Raw genomic sequence first — 18,631 nt, 5'->3', positions numbered from 1 at the left:
TCATCATTTTTTCTCTCTATATGTATTTTTTAATATGTATTTTTTATCGTTTGTCGTTTATCATTGCGATATCATAAAATGCTCAGCTCCAAAAGCTGAGTATTTTATTATGGCAACACCTAAAAATGAATTCTTATGGAAAAATCAATCTTGAATGTATTATAGAAAGCATAAAATACTTAAAACTATGAATAAAGTGATGAAAAATGCTCCCATATGTTGTTTCATTAAAATAGAAACAAAAAATCTTTTGAAATCTTGCACTTTAAAAGGATGATTTTTCTATGAATAGTAAATTCTTATACTCCTATATCGTCTAAAATGATTCCAATCATATGACTTTAAACACTTGAAAAATAGATGTCGTGATTTTTTAAAAAACTGGAAATATAACTTTGAAAATTTATCCGATATTCTTACCGAAATTTCTAAATTGTAAAAAAATAAAATTAATATGCTACATATAAGTGATACACATATTATGAATAAAGGATTGAGAAATAAGAATCTTTAAAAACTTAAAGTGTGGCTTTTTAAAACGAAAATTTGTAATCTTATTCTTATGTACAAAACTCAATTTACTACTTAAAAGTAGCTCCAAACGCAAAATTTTAGTGGAAAAATTTTTATGGAAGAAACAAGCGTTGTCAATTTCAGCTCTTCACAAAAAGAAGATTCGTCTTCTTTTCGACAACTCCCGCATAATATTGAAGCCGAACAAGCATTGCTTGGGGCAATCCTTATTAACAATGATGCACTTGATCGCGTTTCAGATTTTCTCAAACCAGAGCATTTTTTTGAACCCTTGCATCAAAAAATCTATGATGTTTTGTTTCAAATTATCCAAAAAGGAAAACTTGCAAATCCAGTTACCATTAAATCCTTTATTCCAGCAGAAGAAAAAATTGGAGACATCACTGTATTCAATTACATTGTACGATTAGCAAAAGAAGCAGTCACTATCATTAATGCTGAAGATTATGGTCGAGTTATCTATGATCTTTTTATCCGACGGTCCTTGATTAATCTTGGAAACGAAGTGGTCAATACAGCCTTTGATGCTCCTGTAGAACTTACACCAACCCAACAAATTGAAATTGTTGAACAACGTCTGTTTGAGTTAGCAGAAAAAGGGAAATATGGAGGTGGATTTGAAAATTTTAATGAGGCTGTCAAAAAAGCTGTTGACATGGCTACCGCTGCAAAAAAGCGTTCCTCACAGTTATCAGGGATAGCCACCCACATTAAAACACTTGATGAAAAAATGGGAGGATTACAACCATCTGATTTAATTATCCTTGCTGGACGCCCTGGTATGGGGAAAACCGCACTTGCAACCAATATTGCCTTTAATATTGCCAATGCTTACAAGGGTGATGCCTCAACACAAGAAAATGAGGGAGGTATTGTTGGATTCTTCTCGCTTGAAATGTCAACAGAACAACTTGCAACACGTATTATTTCTGAACAAACAGAAGTCTCTTCTTCTGACATTCGACGTGGTAATATTTCAGAAGAGCAATTTTCAAAAATAATCCGTGCAATGAATCGGTTACAAAAAGCACCGCTTTTTATCGATCAAACAGGTGGTATATCAATCACACAACTGGCTGCTCGTGCACGTCGCCTCAAACGGCAACACGGTTTGGATGTCTTGATTATTGACTATATCCAGTTAATGACAAGCAATTCAAAGCGCTCGTCTGAAAATCGCGTTCAAGAGATTACGGAAATTACCACAGGATTAAAAGCGTTAGCTAAAGAACTCAATGTTCCTATTATTGCTCTTTCACAGCTTTCGCGCCAAGTTGAAAATCGAACAGATAAACGCCCACAACTCTCAGATTTACGCGAATCTGGTTCGATTGAGCAAGATGCTGACATCGTGCTTTTTGTCTATCGCGAAGAATATTATCTCAAAAATGAAGAACCCAAAATAGGGACTCTTGAATATGAAAAATGGCAAGATACAATGGACAACGCTTTTGGGAAAGCTGACGTTATTGTCGCAAAACAACGCCACGGACCAACGGGAACTGTTCATCTTGCCTTTCAATCTGACTTCACACGTTTTAGCGATCTGGCAGACAGTAATTATCTTCCAGAACAAATTGGTTAAATTACTATGGCACGCATTCGTGTTCAATTTATCTGCCAAAATTGTGGTACTGTCCATTCACGCTGGGCTGGGAAATGTAATTCCTGTGGAGAATGGAATTCCCTTATCGAAGAAAATATAAGTGGCGGCATCGGCACTGGCCCTGTGCAAAATATTCGTAAAGGGCGTATCGTTGCACTTACGTCTCTTTCTGGAAATATGGAGGATGCTCCACGTATCCATTCTGGCATTGCGGAATTCGATCGTGTTACTGGAGGTGGTTTTGTCCGTGGTTCAGTCTTACTTGTTGGTGGGGATCCCGGTATTGGGAAATCAACATTACTCACACAAACAGCAGCGGCTTTATCGCGAAAAGGACATCGCGTCATCTATGTTTCAGGTGAAGAAGCCATTGCACAAATCTGCCTTCGTGCACAAAGGCTTAATGTTGAAAATACAAAAGTTAAGCTCGCCGCTGAAACCAATGTTGAAGATATCCTCGCAACCTTAAGCGAACATAAAAACCTTGATATGGTTATTATCGATTCTATCCAGACCCTATGGTCAGATGCAGCGGATTCAGCACCCGGAACCGTCACACAAGTGCGTATCAGTGCTCAAGCAATGATCGGTTTTGCAAAAAAAACAGGAGCAGCCGTTGTTCTTGTTGGCCATGTTACAAAAGATGGGCAAATTGCTGGCCCTCGGGTTGTCGAACATATGGTTGATGGTGTTCTCTATTTTGAAGGTGAAGGTGCTCATAATTATCGAATTCTTAGAACTGTAAAAAATCGCTTCGGGCCAACTGATGAAATTGGCGTTTTTGAAATGTCTGATAAAGGATTACGGGAGGTGATGAATCCATCTGAACTTTTTTTGGGTGAAAGGAATGAAAAAGCACCAGGGGCTGCTGTTTTTGCAGGAATGGAAGGGACACGCCCAATCTTAGTAGAAATTCAAGCGCTTGTTGCACCCTCTTCACTAGGGACACCACGACGAGCCGTTGTTGGATGGGATGGAAATCGCCTTTCAATGATTCTCGCTGTCTTAGAAGCCCATTGTGGCGTTCGTTTTGGGCAACATGATGTCTATCTTAATGTTGCAGGTGGATATCGCATATCAGAACCAGCAGCTGATTTAGCTGTTGCAGCAGCTTTGGTATCCTCTCTCACAAATATTCCTCTCCCAACTGATTATGTATATTTTGGTGAAATAAGCCTTTCAGGAGCTATCCGCGCTGTTGCACATTCAGGACAACGCATTAATGAAGCTAGAAAACTTGGCTTTCAAGGATCTGTTCAACCGACTGCAACAACGGAAATGATAAAATCGCTAACCTTTCAACAAAAAACGTTCTCCGACCTTCCTGAGTTGGTCGCTTCCATTGCCGCAGGTCAAAAACGACCTGCATCACACCCATGATAATAAAGAAAAATATACAAAATACAAAAGATCTTTGCTATAAGAATAAAAATTGGCATAACTAGAAAAGTACTTTTTGCTGTTTAAACAAAACGCAATTTTACGCATAAGGAATAAACAAATGATCATAACAGTTCTTGATGGAATTGTCGTAGCAATCATCCTGTTTTCTGCCTTTCTCGCCATGCTCCGAGGATTTTCACGTGAAGTATTGTCGTTGATGTCTTGGGCAATTGCAGCTATTGCTACACTTTTTTTATTCAAACCCGTATTGCCCTTCTTTGAGCAATATATCTCTAACAAAATGGTCGCATTGATTACTACATTGGTTACGATTTTCATTATTATCTTAATTATTACTTCCATCATTACAATGAAAATATCTGATTTTATTATTGATAGTCGAATTGGTATACTTGACCGCACTATCGGTTTTCTCTTTGGAGCGCTGCGCGGCTTATTAATCATGGTCATTGGTATGTTACTCTTTAATTCACTTGTCAAACCTGAACAACAATCTGACTGGCTGAAAAATGCAAAAACAAAACCTATGCTGGATTCACTCGGTCAAAAAATTGGAGACTTATTGCCTAAAGATCTCGACACTGTACTCGAAAAAGCAGAAAAACTTTTTAAAAAAGATGATGCAAATACAAATGATAAGCATCCTCATGAAAATATGTCTCGATAAAACGGGAAATAATTTACAATTGGGGAAACGATCCAAATAATATATAACGTGTGATATTAACCATTTCTCACAGCATGACCGAAAGAATATGATGACAAAAATCGATATTCCCTTTCCGGGGTTTTCATTGGATGACGATACCCTTCATGAAGAATGTGGAGTTTTTGGTATTCTCGGCCATGAAGATGCAGCAACATTAACAGCTCTTGGGCTCCATGCACTTCAGCATCGTGGACAAGAAGCCGCTGGAATTGTTTCCTATCATAATAAAATGTTTCATCAAGAAAAGCATCTAGGTCTTGTTGGTGATCACTATACAAACCCCGCAACACTTGCGCGTTTACCAGGAGACCGCGCTATCGGCCATACCCGTTATTCAACAACTGGGGAAGTAGCATTACGTAATGTACAGCCCCTTTTTGCTGAATTAAAAGCTGGAGGTATTGCTATTGCTCATAATGGCAATCTTACTAACGGCCTTACATTGCGCCGAGAACTTATTGCCTCTGGTGCTATCTGCCAATCAACATCAGACTCAGAAGTTTTTCTGCACCTTATCGCTCGTTCGCGTTATGAATCATCATCTGATCGTTTTGTTGATGCTATTCGGCAAGTAGAAGGCGGATATGCCATGCTGGCGCTCACACGCACCAAGCTTATTGCTGCACGCGATCCAATAGGTATTCGACCTCTTGTGATGGGTGAACTTGATGGTAAACCAATCTTTTGTTCTGAAACCTGTGCTCTTGATATCATTGGAGCAAAATATGTCCGCGATGTCAAAAATGGAGAAATCATCATCTGCGAAATACAAAAAAATGGGGAAATTACTAAAAAAACTATCCCTCCCCAGAATGAGAAGCCAGAAAAACTTTGCCTTTTTGAATATGTCTATTTTGCTCGTCCCGATTCAATCGTTGGAGGACGAAATGTTTATATGACACGTAAAAATATGGGGATTCGTTTAGCGCAAGAAGCACCCTGTGAGGCGGATGTTGTGGTTCCCGTTCCTGATGGAGGAACGCCCGCTGCAATTGGTTATGCACAAGAAATTGGAATTCCTTTTGAACTTGGTATTATTCGTAATCATTACGTTGGGCGCACTTTTATCGAACCAACACAGCAAATTCGTGCTTTTGGAGTTAAATTAAAGCATTCTGCAAATCGTCCTATCATCGAAGGAAAACGTGTTATTCTGATTGATGATTCCATTGTACGTGGAACAACATCCGTCAAAATTGTGCGAATGCTTCGAGATGCAGGAGCAAAAGAGGTTCATATGCGTGTTTCTAGCCCTATGATTTTTTATCCTGATTTCTATGGTATTGATACGCCTAAAGTTGAAAGCCTTTTGGCTAATCAATACCCAGACTTAAAATCCATGTGCAATTTTGTGGGAGCTGACTCGTTAGAATTTCTTTCAACGGATGGCCTCTACCTTGCTGTGGCAGGAGAAAAACGAAACAACGCGGATCCACAATTTACTGATCATTATTTTACCGGACATTATCCTACACATCTAGTTGATCAACAAAGTATTCCTCAAGTTCATCAATCATCAGTTCTCAAAACAAGTAACTAATGATAAAAAATTTTGATTTTAGTCTCTTTGACCGTGTTGCACTTGTTACAGGTGCTTCAAGGGGAATTGGCTATCATTTAGCGTTAGAGCTTGCAACGCGCGGTGCTCATATCATCGCCCTTGCACGAACGATGAGTGGGCTTATTGAACTTGACAAAAAAATCCGAGAAAAAGGTGCTTCTGCAACGCTCATCCCACTCGACTTACATCACATGGAAAAGATTGATGCTCTTGGTGTTTCAATTGCTAAGCGCTCGGAAAAACTCGATATTATGGTCGCAAATGCAGGAATTCTTGGAACACTCTCACCAATAGGTCATATCGAAAATACGGTATTTGAAGATGTTTTTCAAATAAATCTCGTTAGCCAATGGCGCTTAATGAAAGCAGTAGAACCGTTATTGCGTAAATCTGATGCTGGACGAGTAATTCTGTTATCCTCAAGCGTTGCGCATATTGCACGCGCTTTCTGGGGACCTTATGCAGCCTCTAAAGCCGCTTTAGAAACTATTGCTCGCTGTTGGGCAGAAGAGCTAAAGCAAACCCCCATCAAGATTAACTGTGTTGATCCCGGTGCAACACGCACTGCCATGCGCGCGCAAGCTATACCTGATGAGGATCCTCAGACTCTCCCTTCACCACAAGAGGTTGCAGCAAAGATAGTACATTTATCATCACCTTATTTAAAGGAAACAGGAAAACTTTTTAATGTCCGTAAAAATCGGTTTATGAATTATCATGCCCCCGATTGAGAAGTGATAGAGAAATAACCAATCTGAATTAAATTTCTCTTTACTTCTCTCCACTCAAAAAATACGAAATTCTATGATTTTTGGATAGTTTTAACACTTGTCCCTTTTTCTTCCAAAGCAGCCCGTTTATTATAAGCCATAAAACTACAAGGAAGAAAAATCATATAGCCAACAGCTGTGATCAATAAAGTGTACCATGTATAAGTTGCAAGAAAACCTACATAAATAACAATGCCCAGCATACACGGTACAACGATATCGCGCCTCAAATTTTGATCAATTGTTTTTGCATTCCATACCGGTAAACGACTCACCAAAAGAAAAGCAACAATTACAGTATAAAGGCTAAAAAATAATGCCCACCCCCAACTTGGTATCAAACCGAGAGCCCCTAAATACATAGGCAATAAAAGCAATAATGCCCCTGCTGGTGCAGGAACACCGATAAAATAATTTCCCTGCCATTTTGGTATATCCATGTTATCCAACATCACATTAAAACGCGCTAATCGCAAACAACAAGCAACACAATAGACAAGTGCTGCAACCCAACCAACTTGGTGAGCTTGATTCAAAATAAAGGAATAAACAATAAGCGCAGGTGCAACACCAAAATTCACAACATCAGCAAGAGAATCCATCTGCGCTCCAAAAGATGAACTCCCATCCATCAAACGGGCGATGCGACCATCAGCTCCATCTAGGATTGCTGCCAAAAGTACCATTAAAATAGCAGCCTCATAGCGATTCTCAAAAGCCAAACGAATACTACTCATCCCTGCGCAAATTGCCAAAATCGTGATAATATTGGGGATAACATACCGCATGGGCGTGGGTGAACGCCAACGATTTCCAGAATCATCATGCTGTCCTTCAGGATTAAATGAAGAAAATAGCGAAAAAAATTTCATTGCCTTCCCTAATCAAATCTAAAATCAGTTTTAGCACTCATATCGTCAAAAGAACCTAAAACGGTTTCTCCAGCGATTGCTATTTGCCCAACCCCAACACGCAATTTGATTTCCGTCGGCATATAAATATCAAGGCGCGAACCAAAACGAATCATCCCAAAGCGTTGCCCTGTAATAACGGAATCATTTTCTTTTGACCAACAAACAATCCGCCGAGCGATCATTCCTGCTATCTGCACCATAGCAATCTTACCATGTTTACTGTCAATCACGAGCCCATTACGCTCATTAAACTGACTGGCCTTATCAAGCTCAGCATTTGCAAACTGACCTGGGCGATAAACAATAGACTCCACCGTACCACTTATAGGAACACGGTTAATATGGCATGAAAAAATATCCATAAACACGGAAATACGGATCATCTCTTCATTCCCTAATCCCAACTCCTCAGGCGGAACACAAGGTTCAATGAATGAGATCCGCCCATCAGCAGGAGATACAACCCAATTTGAATTCAAAGGAATCACACGATCTGGATCGCGAAAAAAATATACACACCACACCGTGAGAACAAGGCCACACCAGAACAATGGACTCCATATCCAACCAAGAATGAGCGAAATAACAAAAAATGCTATAATAAAAGGATAACCTTCTTTATGAATTGGCGCAAAGCTATTATGGACAGATTGTAGAATACTCATATAATTTCCTACTCATAAATATGATCTAAATACGTAATAAATCTTTTTGTTCCTCCTTCCTTTCGTATACCCAATCAATCACGCTCTATAAAGCTAAAGATCATTTCACACGGTTTATTTCTTACGATTAACAACGCCCAACTCATCTTCTTCACGCATTTTACGTAATTTTTCTTCTGCTTGCGATGCTTCAAGCTGCTTGTTCCACATTGAAGCATAGAGACCTTTTTTACGTAAAAGCTGCGCATGCGTCCCATTTTCAATAATACGACCATTTTTGAGAACCAAAATTTCATCAGCATTGATCACAGTAGAAAGACGGTGAGCAATTATCAATGTTGTACGCCCACGGCTTACGATATCCAATGCTTGTTGAATGTCTTGTTCCGTCGCCGTATCAAGCGCCGCAGTTGCTTCATCCAAAATAAGAAGGGGGGGAGCTTTTAACAGTGTCCGTGCAATAGCCACACGCTGTTTTTCACCACCTGATAATTTAAGCCCACGCTCACCTACCATAGACTGGAAACCTTTCGGAAGCATCTCAATAAATTTCGATATCTGTGCCATTTCAGCAGCTTTGCGCATCTCTTCATCTGTTGCACTTGGACGCCCGTAGCGAATATTATATGCTATCGTATCATTAAATAAAACCGTATCCTGCGGTACCATACCAATAGCTTCACGTAAACTTTTTTGCGTTACGTCACGGATGTCTTGTCCGTCAATTGTGATAGACCCAGCATCAACATCGTAAAATCGAAAAAGTAATCGAGAAATAGTCGATTTACCAGCACCAGACGGACCAACAATTGCAACTGTTTTACCCCCAGGGACTTCAAAATCAATCTCTTTGAGAATCTGGCGATTCGAATCATAGGAAAATTTTACCTGATTGAACCGTATGGTACCACCGCTTATTATTAATGGTTTGGCATCTGATTTATCAACGATTTCCTCCTGAACATCTAAAAGATCAAACATAGCTTCGATATCAGTTAAACCTTGTCGAACTTCACGATAAATTGAACCAATAAAATTCAACGGAATAGAAAGCTGCATTAAAAGCGCATTAATAAAAACAAAATCTCCTAAAGTTTGCGTCTCACGAAAAACTTCGTAAGCTGACATCAACATCAGGATAGTCATTCCAATACCAAAAATAAGGGCCTGACCAAAATTAAGCCAGCTTAACGATGTCCAAATTTTTGTCGCGGCTTTTTCATAACCTGCCATAGAAGAATCAAAACGTTGTGCTTCTAAAGTCTCGTTGCCAAAATATTTTACCGTTTCAAAATTCAAAAGGGAATCAACAGCACGTGTATTGGCCTCAGTATCTGCCGTATTCATTTTTTGCCGAATCTGAATACGCCAATCACTCGCCTTAATTGTGAACCAAGTATACAAACCAACCGTTGCCACTACTATGAAAAAATAACGCCACCCATAATTTATGTAAAAGACAAATGCCGTCAGAACAAATTCCAAAACTGTTGGTACTGTATTAAGAATTGAAAACCTAACAATAGCTTCAATCCCCTTCGTACCACGTTCAATCACACGGGAAAGCCCACCAGTTCGTCTTTCTAAATGAAATCGCAAAGATAATCCATGCATATGCACAAAGGTTTTATAGGCTAATTGACGAATAGCATGCTGACCAACAGTTGCAAAAAGAGAATCACGCAACTGGTTTAATCCAGCTTGAACAATACGTGCAACGTTGTATGCAAAAACGAGCATGATAGGAACAATCCAACTGGATGGAAACCATACGGGGACCTCAAAGTTCACATCAAGCGCATTCGTAGCATATTTAAAGAAATATGGTACAGATATGAGAATCAGCTTAGCTAACACAAGATAAAATATTGCCCATAGTACACGGATTTTTAGATCTCGCCGATCTGCCGGCCACATATAAGGCCATAGGTTATAAAGTGTGCGTAGAGTTTGGCCTGTATCTGACGAGACAGTTTTTACCATTTCATTCCGTTTCATAAATTCTTTACTTCTTCTACTATCCACTCAACGAGCACTATAATAATTTCCCCCTCACCATTTTCAGGTCGTCATTGCCTTTAATCTATGCACTTTCAGTAAATTACACATATTTATTATTTGAGGTTAGACCGTTTTTGAAAAAGGGACAAGAAATAATCCACCATAAGATTTATTATTTTGATCTGTATTTTCATACCATTCTGCCACAAATAAATTCTCAGCCTTTACACGCTTTTTTTTCAATTCTTCTTGCAGCCATTTTTTTGATTTACCAATCTCCTTAAGACCATTATCAATCATTTCGCCATTTTCTACTAAAATGATAGATTTCTTCTGTTCTTCCTTTTTAATAATAGAACAATCGCCATTAGTTTCCAAACGAACAAAAGCAGCTTCGTGTAAACTACAACCTTTAATACGCAACATTGTAATCAGATCATCCACGCTGATACCTAAATTCTTAATCTCATCCATCTGAAATACACCATCTAAAACGAGCGTGATATCTCGTCCTGCAATGAGACGACGAAAAAAAACTGAATAGCGTGCTAAAAAATTAAGAGAGCCAACTAAGGTTTGCCAAATGAATAAGACAAGCAGCAATTGAATGCTGCTAACATCAGAACTATAAATAACGCCTCCAATGATACTCCCCATTACAAAATTGCTCACCAAATCAACTGGTGTCATTTGACTAAGACTACCGCGCCCCGTAGTTCTTAAAATGAAGAGAAATGCGGTAAGGCCTACAAATAATTTAAGTGCGACATACCCATAATAATATAAAAATTCCATCAACTTTCTCCTGTTATGAAAGCTGCTAGAATAGAGAAATTAGAACCGTTTTATTTCCCATACAGTTACACGCTCTCCAGTCTGTGGATCCTTTTTATCTTTTAGGAAGACCCCCTCGGCAGAAAGCTCATCACGAATTGTATCCGCAGCTGCCCACTCTTTATTATGGATAAGTCTTAGCCTTTCGGCAATGCGCTGATCAATAAATTTTGAATCAAGAGAAGTTTTTGACATAAATAATGGGCATTCTATATCTCTAATCCATTCTTGCTGCAATAGTCCCAATAAATTCATTCCATTTGCAAGAGCCACAGCATTTTCTGCTTTATAAAATTTTCGCAAAAGAGCAAATGCACTCGGAGTGTTAAGATCATCACTCAACCTGTTTATCAAAGAGTCATCACAATCTTCATTCTTCTCCAAACATCCCCTTTCACGGCGTAGCAATTCATACCACCGATACAATTCGCTGCTGGATTGCATTAAACGTTGAGCTGTCCAATTTAACGGTTCACGATAATGCGTTTGTAACATCGAAAAACGCGCAGACAAACCAGCCCATTTCTGTTTCATTTCACCTGTTAAAATATCATTGAATTCAGAAAAATCACTCTCTAAGAGTGAACGAATAGTAATGAAATTGCCAAGACTTTTAGACATCTTCTTGCCTTCGACCTGCAAAAAACCGTTATGCATCCAAAGATTAGCCATTCGCTCAGTCCCAAAAGCTGAACAACTTTGTGCAATCTCATTTTCATGATGAGGAAAAATCAAATCAATACCACCGCCATGGATATCAAAAACATTTGCAGTTGGATCATCACACATTAATCCACCACCATAAGGTGCTAAAAGCTCTGCCATTGACATCGCAGAACATTCAATATGCCACCCTGGGCGACCTAAAACAGGGATTCCTGCCGGCGATGTCCAACCTGGTTCCCCCTCCGCAGAAGGCTTCCATAAGACAAAATCCATTTCCTCCCTTTTATAAGCAGCAACATCAACACGCGCACCTGCTCTCATTTCATCCAGGGAGCGTTTTGCAAATGTGCCATACCGGGGATGATCTCCCATACTACTAACAGAAAATAATATATGATTTTCTGCTCTATAAGCATGCCCTCTTTCGAGTAGCCTTTCAATTAAAGAGCGCATCTCTTCCAAATGATCTGTTGCGCGGGGTTGGCTGGTTGGTAATAAACAACCAAGAGCCATTGTATCTTGCTGAAATTGAGAATAAGTACGCTCAGTCAATTGACGAATAGCATCATTAAGTGCTAGCTCTGGATACTCGCAAGCTGCTCGTGCATTAATCTTATCATCGACATCTGTAATATTACGAGCGTATATAACATGATCATTGCCATAGACATGACGCAATAAGCGAAACAAAACATCAAAAATAATCACAGGGCGTGCATTGCCTATGTGAGCGTAATCATAAACTGTCGGACCACAAACATAAAGACGTACCTTACTAGCATCTATTGGTATGAAATTTTCTTTTTTGCGTGTTAGCGTATTATAAAATCGCAACTCTCTCATCATTATACTCCGTTGGCGATATTACTCATCGCTCTTCTAGGTGAATCTTACCAAAAGCCATCGCGTTATGCCGGTTTAGATCAAAATTTTCATATATTTTATGTAAAATTCTCAGAAGCACTCCATTTAACTCTGCTGTATCCATCATACGTCACAAAAACAATCATATTTTATTTGATTGAGCACAAGCGTCCCATTGATAAAGATCATATCTCTTTTTTGATAACAAAATCTTCAATGCACAAATACAAAGTGAATTTACATGAAAAACAAATTGCATGCAGAAAATCTGAAATTTCTAATCAAACAAAGCTTAGTTAGAATTTTTATCCCCGTGATACTTTTCTTATCGTTTCTTATGCCCTAAATTTCATAAAACATCCGCTATCGGTAATGATACAAAGACCATTTTTATGATATCCTTCAACATATGATTATTAATGATAAAGCCGTTTCATCTGCAATTGTATTTGTATAGGAATTCATTAAAAAAGAACAATAAAAATAATGCGTAATATATTGATAAATATCACTATTTTAATATTTTTTTTAACTTCAACATTAATTTTTGCGCAGCCATTTCCACCATACGATACAAAATTGCTACGACTTGCAGAAATTTTAGGATCCCTGCACTATCTGCAGAATCTCTGTAGCGCCCCAACAAACCAATGGTATGACCACATGGCTACAATGATCGAAGCAGAAAAACCGACCCTAAAAAGACGTGCTTATTTTTACGAAGCGTTTAACGAAGCTTATCGTGCTTTTTCAGAAAATTATCATCATTGTACACAGTCAGCAATTGAAGCAAACCAAAGATACATTAAGGAAGGTAGAATCTTATCCGAAAGCCTTATCATGAATCTTAGCAATTGATCTGTACAAAACTAACTATCACGCTATTATTTTTTCTATACTTAATGGCAATAAACTCAAAAACAAATAGCCTGATCAGCCAAATCTCATCCAATGTAATCGCTTTGATTGCTAAAAACACCCTCAAGATGCTCCGATAAAAGTATCATAAGTATCTCTATATACTCAAAAAATCATTTCCAAAGTTCATCACTTTTGTCTAGTTATGCTAAAGATTCTATAAATTTAATAGGCTCCCCCTGCGAAGGTGTGACAATTTCACCTTCCCACATAACGCGTATACCACGAATAATGGTCCCAACGGGCCAACCTTTGACCTTTTTACCATCATAAGGTGTCCAACCCGCCCGCGAACCAATCAATCCATTCGTCATAATCTCTTCTCGCTTAAGATCAACAATAGTCAAGTCAGCATCATACCCAACAGCAATGCGCCCCTTACAGCTTATGCCAAAAATGCGACTAGGACCATGCGAAGTGAGATCAACAAAACGTTCAAGCGACATTCTCCCCGCGTTTACATGCGTTAGCATAATTGCAACAGTTGTCTGTACACCTGTCATTCCTGAAGGAGAAGAGGGATAAGTCTTATACTTTTCTTCAAGCGTGTGAGGAGCATGATCAGAACCCAAAACATCAATAATGCCTTGCTGCACACCGTACCAAAGAACTTCACAGTGGCGACTTTCACGGATAGGCGGATTCATCTGGATCAATGTACCAAACCGTTTATAATCATCAGCCGTCAAAGTTAAATGATGCTGAGTAACTTCAATCGTTGCGATATCCTTATGATTTTTCAGAAAATTAATTTCTTCTGCTGTAGAAAGATGTAACACATGAATACGTGCCCTCATTTCATGCGCAATTTTTACTAAACGCTGAGTACATTTCAATGCGGCAATTTCATCACGCCAAACTGGATGCGACGATGCATCTCCCTCAATACGCAATATTTTACGCTCATTGAGCCGTGACTCATCTTCAGAATGAAAAGCGGCACGACGACGTGTATTTTTCAAAATAAGACGTACACTTTCATCATCATCCACCAAAAGATCACCCGTAGAAGACCCCATAAAGACTTTAATTCCGGCAGCTCCAGGAAGTCTTTCTAACTCGGCCAATTCATGTACATTTTCGCGTGTCCCTCCAACCCAAAACGCAAAATCACAATGCATCCGATGAAATCCACGTTTCACTTTATCGGTCAGAGCCTGTTCTGATATTGTCAATGGATTGGTATTAGGCATTTCAAACACTGCTGTAACTCCCCCTAAAACCGCAGAACGAGATCCACTTTCCAAATCCTCTTTATATTCATTTCCTGGTTCACGAAAATGAACTTGACTATCAATGACACCAGGCAAAATATGAAGCCCTGAACAGTCAATCACTTCACCAGCAGATGCACGCGTAAGATCACCAATTTGAGCAATACGACCATTTGTTACACCGATATCACGCTTACTGATTCCATCATGATTAACAAGCGTTGCACCTTTTAAAATTGTATCAAATGTTTTAGACATAGCCGTACTCCTTACTTGTCATCTCTTTACCGATTATGTAACTCTGAGCAGAAAGGCAAGAACCATGATCGAAAAACAAAATGCCATTCTCTTAAAAAATCGTAGCATTATTAAAGTTACGGGTGAAGAAGCTACACATTTTCTACAATCTCTTATTACGACAGACGTAAAAAAAATTGGTTCGCAAGAAATTTTTCCTGGGGCACTCTTATCCCCACAAGGAAAGGTTATTGCTGATTTTCTCATAGCCAAAATAAATCAAGGCTATCTGTTTGATATTGTTGAATCCTTAGCTGATACTTTCCAAAAGCGTCTTCTCCTTTATAAATTACATAGAAAAATAGAAATTACACAACCATTACAAGAAGTTATTACAGTTTTTTTGAACTATGGAATAGATATCTCAGATGATGATTCAAGTTTTATGGATAAGCGATTTCCAAGAAAAGAAAAAATCATACGAACTTATGGAAAAATACCTTTTTCTGTCTCAGAATATAATGAGAATTGGAATCGAATGCGTATTCGTTATGCAATCGCAGAAAGCGGTCAAGATTATGAAATAGGTAAAGTCTTTCCTCATGACGTTAATTACGATCAAATTGGGGGATTAGTATTCAATAAAGGTTGTTATATCGGACAAGAAGTTGTTTCACGAATGCATCATCGAGGATCAGCACGTCGCCGCATTTTGGTAGTCAAAGGCCAACAGCCTTTAACACCAACATCCACTATTAAAGCAGAAAAAAAAATACTTGGACAATTGACAACATGTGTCGAAAATGAAGGCTTAGCTTTAATGCGTATTGACCACGTCAAAGATGCACTGGACAAAGGTATTCCATTGACGGTAGAAAATGTTCCTGTAACAATAAGTATTGCTGAAAATATGAATTTTACCTTTCCTAATAGCACCATAGAGACTAACTGATGGCCAAAGCTGAATTGTCACAAGATGGAACAGTCCGTGCTTGGCAAAGAATGCTTTCTGGCCGGCGACTTGATTTATTGAATCCCTCCCCTTTTGATGTTGAAATTGAGGATATTGCGCATGGGCTCGCCCGCGTTGCACGTTGGAACGGACAAACACAAGGAGAACATCCCTATTCTGTCGCACAACATTCACTTTTAGTAGAACAAATATTTCAGAAACTTTTTCCACAATCACAGAACAATGAGTGCCTCTGTGCTCTTCTCCACGATGCACCAGAATATGTTATTGGTGATATGATTTCACCCTTTAAAGCTGTCATAGGAAAACAATATGAATCCATTGAAAAACGCATACAAGATGCCATCCACATGCGCTTTTCTCTCCCCATTAATCCCAATCAAAAACTCTTTAAAAAAATCAAACAAGCTGATCGTATTGCTGCTTTCTACGAAGCCATCATTCTTGCTGGTTTTAGTAGAGAAGAAGCTCTTCGTTATTTTGGTCATCCAAATTACATTTTGACCGATAGGCTCAATTTACAACCATGCTCCACACAACAAATTGAAAATGCCTTTTTAACGCGTTTTAAGGAGATCGATGTTCAGAGACTCTCTTAACAACTATTTTGGATTAACAACACTTTTGGTCATTTACCCTTTGTCATAGCTGAAAAAATCACACAGTATTTTACCCCTAAAATCGCACTCCTTTGATGAAAAATATCATACAACTATTTATAACTTTAGCAGGTTACTCTCTCAACTCAACCAGCAATAATATTCAAAAAATATACTGAATATATTTTAGAGTATTACCCTTTATCCATAACTCTCTGCAAACCGATATTCCCTTGTACATATTTTTTCATGTTCAATCTGATCTGTTATTGATATGATCAATGATATCATAACGTTTTTAGGTATATTGATGGCATATTATTGCGAGTGTTTGAGCCTAATGATATTGTTTTTTTTAGATTTATAGGATGAATCGCTATAAGGACAAAATCTTTTTCATAAGGTGTTTATATTAACCTCAGTAACAAACACCTTTTATAGCCTTATAGAGCTTTTGGCTTAACCTAACTTTTTTTAAGTTTATAAATTTCTGCCTCAGATGGAAAAGCACGTAACTTAACATCATTCGCATAGTTTTTGATCGCTATCTCCATTTCCTGTTCAAGAATACCATAACGGCGTACAAATTTAGGAACCCAAGTGCCATAACCCAACATATCCTCCATCACCAATATCTGCCCATCACATTGACTAGATGCCCCAATACCAATAGTAGGGATAGAAAGCATCTGTGTAAGTTTCACCGCTAATGGTTCTACAACCCCTTCCACAACAACAGCAAAAGCACCTGCCTCTTCAATCGCTGCTGCATCCGCTTCAATCTGCCGCCAATTACTTTCATCGCGTCCTTGCGTCTTAAAGCCACCAAAACGATTCACTGCCTGTGGTGTAAGACCAATATGGCTCATAACGGGAATACCGCGTTTACACAAAAAATCAATCGTTTCTGCCATATAAACACCGCCTTCAAGCTTAATTGCACCACACCCTGTTTCCGCAAGAATACGTGACGCATTGGAAAAAGCTTGTTCTGGACTTTCTTCATAAGAACCAAAAGGCATATCAACAACAACCAATGCCCTCTTAGAGCCACGCATAACTGCCTTACCATGCAAAATCATCATATCCACACTAACAGGGAGCGTTGTATCAAAACCATGCACAATCATACCAACGCTATCACCAACCAAAAGCAAATCGCAATATGGATCAGCAATCCGCGCACTATAAGCCTGATAAGCCGTTAAAGAAACAATTGGTTCTTGTCCTTTTTTTAACCGTATTTCAGAAGCAGTCATACGCTTTATGGTTTTATGTACACTCATTTTAAGCCCTTCTATTGCAATATATATTGATCAATAAGTCTAACCTCACCAAAACGGACAGTTAATAATAAAACTGCAGGTTTATCTAATATCCCTTTAACCATAGATAAAGTTTCCATATCTCGTAAATCTATTGATTCAATGATTGCGCGCGATTCACGCTTTAAAATACTACGAACAACTTTACATAATTTATCAACGGAGCGTTCACCTTGGCGATAAAGCCTTTCAACAGCTTTACCGCTTTCGGGAATAATTTTTGCTGCTTGGCGATCTTCTAATGTTAAAAGCTGATTACGTGAAGAGCTGGCTACACCATCTGCATCACGTAAAATAGGTACACCAACAATTTCAATAGGAAAAGCTAAATCTTCAACCATACGACGAATAATCAAAATTTGTTGAAAATCTTTTTCTCCAAAAAAAGCCTTATCTGGCTGAACAATATTAAAAAGCTTAGCAACAACGCTGGTCACACCGCAAAAATGTCCTGGACGTAATCTTCCCATCAAAATACGCGATAATTTTTCCACCTTTACAATGGTTTCATTTCCCGGCGGCCATATTTCTTCTGTAGAAGGTGCAAAAACATACTCAACACCCGCTTTTTTCAACAAAGCACAATCACCTCCCAAATCTCTTGGGTATTCATCAAAACCCTCATCAGGACCAAATTGCTTTGGATTGACAAAAATAGATACCACTACTCGATTACATATTGCCCTTGCCTGCTCCACCAATGCAAGATGGCCATTATGCAATGCACCCATTGTCGGCACAAAACCAATAGATCGTCCTAAACGTCGTTCTTCTCTCATAGATTGGCGTATTTCAGCAATTGTTTTTAAAATTTGCATATTTATATTTATCCATTTT

General features: G+C 38.6%; 16 protein-coding genes. 8 read left to right on the top strand and 8 right to left on the bottom strand.

All coding sequences use genetic code 11. The features are described from left to right. Window positions 1–628 precede the first annotated feature (628 nt). The 5 genes from MCQ_RS01565 (at window position 629) to MCQ_RS01545 (ending at window position 6,545) form a co-directional block, all read left to right on the top strand. Window positions 629–2,119, top strand: a complete 1,491-nt coding sequence (locus tag MCQ_RS01565; protein ID WP_006923129.1) for a replicative DNA helicase — start codon at window positions 629–631, stop codon at window positions 2,117–2,119. A gap of 6 nt (window positions 2,120–2,125) precedes the next feature. Further along, window positions 2,126–3,520 carry a DNA repair protein RadA gene (gene radA / locus MCQ_RS01560; protein ID WP_006923128.1) on the top strand — a complete coding sequence of 465 codons (1,395 nt, stop codon included), beginning with the start codon at window positions 2,126–2,128 and terminating at the stop codon, window positions 3,518–3,520. A gap of 121 nt (window positions 3,521–3,641) precedes the next feature. Continuing rightward, complete coding sequence (locus MCQ_RS01555) at window positions 3,642–4,211, top strand: CvpA family protein (RefSeq protein ID WP_006923127.1); 570 nt, start codon at window positions 3,642–3,644, stop codon at window positions 4,209–4,211. An 88-nt stretch (window positions 4,212–4,299) separates the two neighbouring features. After that, a complete protein-coding gene (purF, locus tag MCQ_RS01550) occupies window positions 4,300–5,793 on the top strand; it encodes an amidophosphoribosyltransferase (RefSeq protein ID WP_006923126.1) in 1,494 nt (497 codons plus the stop codon). Further along, window positions 5,793–6,545: an SDR family NAD(P)-dependent oxidoreductase gene (locus MCQ_RS01545; protein ID WP_006923125.1), complete on the top strand. Its 753-nt coding sequence runs from the start codon at window positions 5,793–5,795 to the stop codon at window positions 6,543–6,545. Before purF ends, MCQ_RS01545 begins: the two co-directional genes overlap by 1 nt. Window positions 6,546–6,616: 71 nt before the next feature. Here MCQ_RS01545 and pssA read toward each other — a convergent pair whose 3' ends face one another. The 5 genes from pssA to cysS form a co-directional block, all read right to left on the bottom strand. Then, window positions 6,617–7,456: a CDP-diacylglycerol--serine O-phosphatidyltransferase gene (gene pssA, locus MCQ_RS01540; RefSeq protein WP_006923124.1), complete on the bottom strand. Its 840-nt coding sequence runs from the start codon at window positions 7,454–7,456 to the stop codon at window positions 6,617–6,619. 8 nt (window positions 7,457–7,464) lie between these two features. Beyond that, complete coding sequence (locus tag MCQ_RS01535; RefSeq protein WP_006923123.1) at window positions 7,465–8,163, bottom strand: phosphatidylserine decarboxylase; 699 nt, start codon at window positions 8,161–8,163, stop codon at window positions 7,465–7,467. A gap of 114 nt (window positions 8,164–8,277) precedes the next feature. Next, the gene (locus tag MCQ_RS01530; protein ID WP_035007679.1) at window positions 8,278–10,161 is read right to left on the bottom strand and encodes an ABCB family ABC transporter ATP-binding protein/permease; all 1,884 of its coding nucleotides are present in this window, start codon (window positions 10,159–10,161) and stop codon (window positions 8,278–8,280) included. Window positions 10,162–10,287: 126 nt separating this feature from the next. Next, window positions 10,288–10,959 carry a DUF421 domain-containing protein gene (locus MCQ_RS01525; RefSeq protein ID WP_006923121.1) on the bottom strand — a complete coding sequence of 224 codons (672 nt, stop codon included), beginning with the start codon at window positions 10,957–10,959 and terminating at the stop codon, window positions 10,288–10,290. 39 nt (window positions 10,960–10,998) lie between these two features. Further along, window positions 10,999–12,507: a cysteine--tRNA ligase gene (cysS, locus tag MCQ_RS01520; RefSeq protein WP_006923120.1), complete on the bottom strand. Its 1,509-nt coding sequence runs from the start codon at window positions 12,505–12,507 to the stop codon at window positions 10,999–11,001. Window positions 12,508–13,014: 507 nt separating this feature from the next. Here cysS and MCQ_RS01510 point away from each other — a divergent pair. After that, window positions 13,015–13,386, top strand: a complete 372-nt coding sequence (locus MCQ_RS01510) for a TIGR02301 family protein (RefSeq protein WP_006923119.1) — start codon at window positions 13,015–13,017, stop codon at window positions 13,384–13,386. 203 nt (window positions 13,387–13,589) lie between these two features. On the opposite strand, the gene MCQ_RS01505 is transcribed toward MCQ_RS01510, so the two are convergent. After that, complete coding sequence (locus tag MCQ_RS01505) at window positions 13,590–14,918, bottom strand: dihydroorotase (protein WP_006923118.1); 1,329 nt, start codon at window positions 14,916–14,918, stop codon at window positions 13,590–13,592. A 64-nt stretch (window positions 14,919–14,982) separates the two neighbouring features. Between MCQ_RS01505 and ygfZ the strand changes: the two genes are divergently transcribed. Next, window positions 14,983–15,849 (top strand): CAF17-like 4Fe-4S cluster assembly/insertion protein YgfZ, encoded by an 867-nt coding sequence (gene ygfZ / locus MCQ_RS01500; protein WP_006923117.1) that lies wholly within the window; start codon window positions 14,983–14,985, stop codon window positions 15,847–15,849. Continuing rightward, window positions 15,849–16,469, top strand: coding sequence for a YfbR-like 5'-deoxynucleotidase (locus MCQ_RS01495; RefSeq protein WP_006923116.1), 621 nt, complete (start codon window positions 15,849–15,851; stop codon window positions 16,467–16,469). Before ygfZ ends, MCQ_RS01495 begins: the two co-directional genes overlap by 1 nt. A gap of 464 nt (window positions 16,470–16,933) precedes the next feature. On the opposite strand, the gene panB is transcribed toward MCQ_RS01495, so the two are convergent. Together panB and panC are read right to left on the bottom strand one after the other, a co-directional pair. Continuing rightward, window positions 16,934–17,755 (bottom strand): 3-methyl-2-oxobutanoate hydroxymethyltransferase, encoded by an 822-nt coding sequence (panB, locus tag MCQ_RS01490; protein ID WP_006923115.1) that lies wholly within the window; start codon window positions 17,753–17,755, stop codon window positions 16,934–16,936. Between the two features lie 11 nt (window positions 17,756–17,766). Beyond that, a complete protein-coding gene (panC, locus tag MCQ_RS01485) occupies window positions 17,767–18,612 on the bottom strand; it encodes a pantoate--beta-alanine ligase (RefSeq protein ID WP_006923113.1) in 846 nt (281 codons plus the stop codon). Window positions 18,613–18,631: the final 19 nt, after the last annotated feature.

The organism is Candidatus Bartonella washoeensis Sb944nv, from assembly GCF_000278135.1.
GTDB lineage: Bacteria > Pseudomonadota > Alphaproteobacteria > Rhizobiales > Rhizobiaceae > Bartonella > Bartonella washoeensis.
The sequence above is the reverse complement of the archived record's forward strand: the minus strand, read 5'-3'. Positions and strand labels throughout refer to the sequence as shown.

Excerpts from the sequence above, each read along its gene's own strand:
- pssA (WP_006923124.1), bottom strand. The coding sequence starts at position 7,456 with ATGAAATTTTTTTCGCTATTTTCTTCATTTAATCCTGAAGGACAGCAT.
- MCQ_RS01525 (WP_006923121.1), bottom strand. The coding sequence starts at position 10,959 with ATGGAATTTTTATATTATTATGGGTATGTCGCACTTAAATTATTTGTA.
- MCQ_RS01565 (WP_006923129.1), top strand. The coding sequence starts at position 629 with ATGGAAGAAACAAGCGTTGTCAATTTCAGCTCTTCACAAAAAGAAGAT.
- purF (WP_006923126.1), top strand. The coding sequence starts at position 4,300 with ATGATGACAAAAATCGATATTCCCTTTCCGGGGTTTTCATTGGATGAC.
- ygfZ (WP_006923117.1), top strand. The coding sequence starts at position 14,983 with ATGATCGAAAAACAAAATGCCATTCTCTTAAAAAATCGTAGCATTATT.
- MCQ_RS01535 (WP_006923123.1), bottom strand. The coding sequence starts at position 8,163 with ATGAGTATTCTACAATCTGTCCATAATAGCTTTGCGCCAATTCATAAA.
- MCQ_RS01495 (WP_006923116.1), top strand. The coding sequence starts at position 15,849 with ATGGCCAAAGCTGAATTGTCACAAGATGGAACAGTCCGTGCTTGGCAA.
- cysS (WP_006923120.1), bottom strand. The coding sequence starts at position 12,507 with ATGAGAGAGTTGCGATTTTATAATACGCTAACACGCAAAAAAGAAAAT.
- MCQ_RS01555 (WP_006923127.1), top strand. The coding sequence starts at position 3,642 with ATGATCATAACAGTTCTTGATGGAATTGTCGTAGCAATCATCCTGTTT.
- MCQ_RS01505 (WP_006923118.1), bottom strand. The coding sequence starts at position 14,918 with ATGTCTAAAACATTTGATACAATTTTAAAAGGTGCAACGCTTGTTAAT.
- MCQ_RS01510 (WP_006923119.1), top strand. The coding sequence starts at position 13,015 with ATGCGTAATATATTGATAAATATCACTATTTTAATATTTTTTTTAACT.
- panC (WP_006923113.1), bottom strand. The coding sequence starts at position 18,612 with ATGCAAATTTTAAAAACAATTGCTGAAATACGCCAATCTATGAGAGAA.
- MCQ_RS01545 (WP_006923125.1), top strand. The coding sequence starts at position 5,793 with ATGATAAAAAATTTTGATTTTAGTCTCTTTGACCGTGTTGCACTTGTT.
- panB (WP_006923115.1), bottom strand. The coding sequence starts at position 17,755 with ATGAGTGTACATAAAACCATAAAGCGTATGACTGCTTCTGAAATACGG.
- MCQ_RS01530 (WP_035007679.1), bottom strand. The coding sequence starts at position 10,161 with ATGAAACGGAATGAAATGGTAAAAACTGTCTCGTCAGATACAGGCCAA.
- radA (WP_006923128.1), top strand. The coding sequence starts at position 2,126 with ATGGCACGCATTCGTGTTCAATTTATCTGCCAAAATTGTGGTACTGTC.